The organism is Rodentibacter mrazii (genome assembly GCF_001998825.1).
Lineage (GTDB): Bacteria > Pseudomonadota > Gammaproteobacteria > Enterobacterales > Pasteurellaceae > Rodentibacter > Rodentibacter mrazii.
This window is the reverse complement of sequence record NZ_MLHG01000033.1, coordinates 1-4609: the sequence shown is the minus strand read 5'-3', so window position 1 is coordinate 4609 and position 4609 is coordinate 1. Positions and strand designations below refer to the sequence as shown.

Sequence of the window (4609 nt, the reverse complement as noted above, 5' to 3'; positions counted from 1 at the left end):
GGTCATAACTAAAGGTTCGCGCTAGGGTGCGGATGGCAGTACTCTCCATTAGTCCGGCTTGTTGTTTGGTTAATTGTCCCAATGGATTATATTGATATTCACTGATTATGCTGCCTTGTGTGCGGGTGATTTCCCGGTGACGCTTATCGCGGGTAATTTCGCTGATAAGTTGGTGATTGAGCTTAATGCCCGATAAGTGCCCCGTACCGTAGTAAAAATAATGAATGTCATCCCCGCTCGGTAAACCGGTTTTTATGCGGTTGCCGTTGGCGTCATAGTGATACCCTATCTTACTCGGGTTGTCGAGCATTGGGTGGGTGCCGGTTTCTTCCACTAAACGCCCTAGCGCATCATAACGATAAGTCAGCCGGCTTTCGCCGTTGTCTATGTCCGTCAGGCGGCCGTTGGCATCATAGCGGTAGTGGGTGGTGTGCTGTTGTTGACCCTGTTTGATTTGTTGTTTGGTGAGCCTTCCCTGACGGTCATAATGGAAGTGGGTTTCACGGATTACCGCCTGATTCAGTATGTTCGGTGTGTTAGGTATGCTTGTCTCACTGATACCGAACTCCCTTTGGGTGGTCAGTCGCCCTTGTTCGTCGTATTCATATTGCATGAGCTTATCATCAAAGCCTTTTTCCCAAATCACCCTGTCCGATTCGTCATACACAAAACGGTAGGCAGCCTGGTTCTCGTTAGTCAGCCCCACCAATCTGCCTGCTAGGTCGTAATGATATTGGAAACGGTGACCTTGGGCATTGGTTTTTATACAGAGTAAGCCATCTGCCCGGTATTGATAGCGGATACGGTTACCCTGTGGGTCAATCTCCTCGGTCATTCGTCCGGCTGCGTCGTAGCGGTAAGTACTGCGGCTTTGATTCGGCAACACCATGGCTATCAGCTGTTGGCGGTCGTTGTAATCATAGCTTGTGGTATGACCGAGTGCATCGGTTTGTGCGCTGAGCTGCCCCCATTCGTTATAGCTAAATCGGGTTGGATTGCCCGAACAGTCCGTCACTTGGCTCAGTTGAGAGTTGTCATCATACGCAAACAAGGTATCATTACCCAACGGGTCGGTACTGCAGGTTAAAAGCCCTTTGTCATTATAAGCATACTGCGTTTTTTGATTTAACGCATCAAGGCGTTCAATAAGATTGCCGCGTTCATCATAACGGTAACGCGTCATATTGCCAAGGGCATCCGTTTGTCCGGTCAGCCGTCCGTCGTTGTCATACATAAAATACAACATCACATTATCCGGACGGGTAAGTTTGGTCATTTGTCCTTGCGGGTTATACTCAAAATAGCGGGTTTGTCCGGAAGGGTCGGTTTGACTTAATACCCGACCTAATTTGTCTCTCTCTTGTAGGGTTGCCTGTCCGTTTGCTGCGACGAATTTGATAAGTTCCCGATGTTCGTCAAAATGATATTCTTCCGTTCGTCCCAACACGTCGGTCACTTGCGTATAGCTTGGAAAATAAGCAAATTCCCAACGCTCGCCGAGATTTGTGCTATTACGTATTACCTTACCGCTTGGGCGATAGTGGTCATATTCATAGGTGGAAACTAAGCCTGCGGCATCTTCATGGGCAATCATCAGGTGATTGCGATAGGCGAATTTACGCACCACATAACCTAAGCCGTCTTTTACTTCAATTAAATCTCCTTCGGCGTTGTAGCGGTAAGCGACTAATTTTTTTCCGAGCCGGGAATCGGTTGATACCTCTGATACCTCAGAAAGTGCGGTGTGTTTTTGTAAAGTTTCCTGTAATTGGGTGAGATTGACCGCGGAAAAAGGCTGGGGTAATAAGTAAATATCAGTCAGCCGCCACAGTGGTGAGCGGTCGCCCGTTTCAGGGGGAATAGTCGCACTTGCCGTTGCCGCTGTCGGAGAGGCGGTCACCGTTGTCGCGTCCATGAGCTTAAACTGTAACGCAAAGACCCGTCCGTTACCGTCGGTTACCGCATAAGGCAGCGGCGCTTGTCCATATAATCCTTGTCCGTACAAGAACTGTTGGCGGTTGCCGTGGCTGTCTTGAATTGTCTGTAAGGTGAAATAGCGGATGGACGTTTGCCCGTCTTGTGCTTGCCCATGCTCTTGGGTTGTTTGAGGGGGCAAACAACGAAAGGTCATACGTACCGATTTTGTCGTATTGGCAATTTCAATCGTCTCCGCCCCGATATAGTGCACCCAAATCTGTTCGGCTTGAATAAATATCGGTGTGCCGTCAATCTCGCGCGGTAACGGAATTTCCCGCCCCTGTTCGTCAAGGTAGTAAAAGGATTCAAGTGCGGTCGATTTCGGCGGCGTTTCTTGGCCGTCGTTCAATGGGGTATCCAACGGGTTATCTAACGCAACCGACTGTAACCGCCCTTCTATCCATTGGCTGCCGTTCACCCGCCAACCTTGCCCTAACCAGTTACCCATCTCCCCTGCCGGAATATCCGAGTAATATGACCGATGCCACGTGAGGGGTAACAGTCCCGGTAAGGCAAAATCCACTTCATTGGTCAGCAGTTTAATCCCCAAAATCGGGTTGACCGGTCGCCCGACTGCCGCCGCCTGCTTACAGGCGATACATTCTCCCTCCACCGAGCGGCCGCCTGCCATCGCCTCGCCTTTCACCGTCAGCGGGCCTTCAATGGTGACAATGCCTTTTAAGGTAATGCCCTTTTCATTCAGATGAATCTGACCGCCTTTGCTGTCCAAGCGAATTTCATCTTTACCGGTGACGTGCATATTTTGACTTATCATCGTCAATAATTGGGCGGTGCTGAAATGGGTATTATTGCCCACATCAATGCGGTAATCCTTGCCCACCGTTAAACCATAATCCTGCCCCACGATTTCATGTTGGTCCAGCAAAACGTTTAGACTGCGCATCATGCCCACATTGTGCAACTCATTCATGACAATATTGGTCATCCGGTTAAAACCCACCGTGAGCAACTCATTTTGTTTTATCGTCTGCGAACGGTTTTTCCCCACCGTAATTTTTTCATTCCGTCCCACCTTCTCCGTTCGATTGCGCCCCACCTTCGTGGTCTCATCATGATTCACCACGTTATTTTGGTCTCGTTGCGCATGAATAAAGACTTCTTCTTTATCTTTTTCATCCTCAAAACGCAATTCGTTAAAACCGTTGCCCTTGTGCGTCTTCGACTTTATCGTCATCCGCGTTTTATGCGCCGGCAACGGATACGGCGGCTCTGTGGTGGCATGATAGGTCCGTCCCGTGATTATCGGTTGGTCCGGGTCGCCTTCTAAAAAACTCACTATCACCTCATGACCAATTCGCGGTATCATCATCCCACCAAACTGCGCCCCCGCCCAGCCCTGACTCACCCGCACCCAGCAGGAACTGTGCTCGTCGTTGTTACCCAATCGGTCCCACGGAAACTGTATCTTGACCCGTCCCCAACGGTCACAATATATCTCTTCTCCCGCCGGTCCCACCACATGCGCCACCTGCTGACCGTCCACCTTGGGTTTCGGCTGCGGGGTCGGACGCCACGGTTTACCTTGTGGGATAAGCTTGATTTCATTTTCATAACGGTTGCCCGCCTCTCCCGCTTCTTCCTCCAATACGCCACTTTGCCAACCTCGGTGTACCACCCCCACCACTAACCAGTCCCGATTAAATTTCGCCCGTCCATGTCCCTTTAAACTAAAGCAATACCCCGGCATCACCCGCAGGTCATCACTTTTTGCCTGCGCCACTTCCGCTTCCCGTTGTTCGTATTCCAATCGGTAGCGACTAAACGGGATGCCTTGTTCATCCCGTTTATAACGCCCCGGGTAGTCATAACGCTCATATTGCCCCACCCGTGGCTCGCCCAACACATTCGCCATGTTATGAACCGCTTGATGCTCCTGATTATAACGCGGATTGGTAAACGTATAATCACGCAAGGTTTGCCGGGTTGAACCCAACGTTTCCTCATAATCCCAATGCCAAACCGCCGCCTGCGGACGCTCGCCTGACGGCATCCCATTGTACAATAACTCGCCCTTGCTCTCCGCCAGCCCCACACTGTTGCAAAAGTGTAAAATATGACTGTCCGCCCGGTGTTCAAAATAATAGTACGTCCCCTCTTCCGCCGCCAAACGTGCCATAAAGGCTAAATCCGTTTCTCGGTACTGCACACAGTATTCCCGCGTCCAATAATTTTCCTTTAAATCAAACTGATGTTGCGTCACTTGATTTTTTGCCAACAACGTTTCGATTATCGCCCGACTGTCTTGGTGTTGGAATATGCGGAGGTCCGACTGTAACCCCGCCCGCGACAGCTCCGGCGCTATCACCATCTGATAGCGCGTACGGGAAAATCCGCTTTCCGCCTGTTTGAAGCCGGTGACGATACCATTGAGATGACGGACCGCCACCTCCCCCTGCCAGAAGGTGAGGGTCGCAGGTCGGTCCAAAATATCGACAAATGCCGGGGCATCATCAAACCCCACAAGGGAAAGCTCCGCACGGAAAAGCTCGGACAAATGTTCGCTCACCACAAAACTCACCACCTCAAATTGGCTTGTGCCGTTTACGCTGAGGCTATAACGATAATCGGATTGTACTGCCATAAGGGCTCCTGTTTTTAGCAAAAAGAAAAA

General features: G+C 50.4%; 1 protein-coding gene. It reads right to left on the bottom strand.

All coding sequences use genetic code 11. The features are described 5' to 3' along the window. A partial coding sequence (tssI, locus tag BKK47_RS05970; RefSeq protein ID WP_077493984.1) for a type VI secretion system tip protein TssI/VgrG occupies window positions 1-4579 on the bottom strand: 4579 nt, incomplete at its 3' end. Window positions 4580-4609 lie beyond the last annotated feature (30 nt).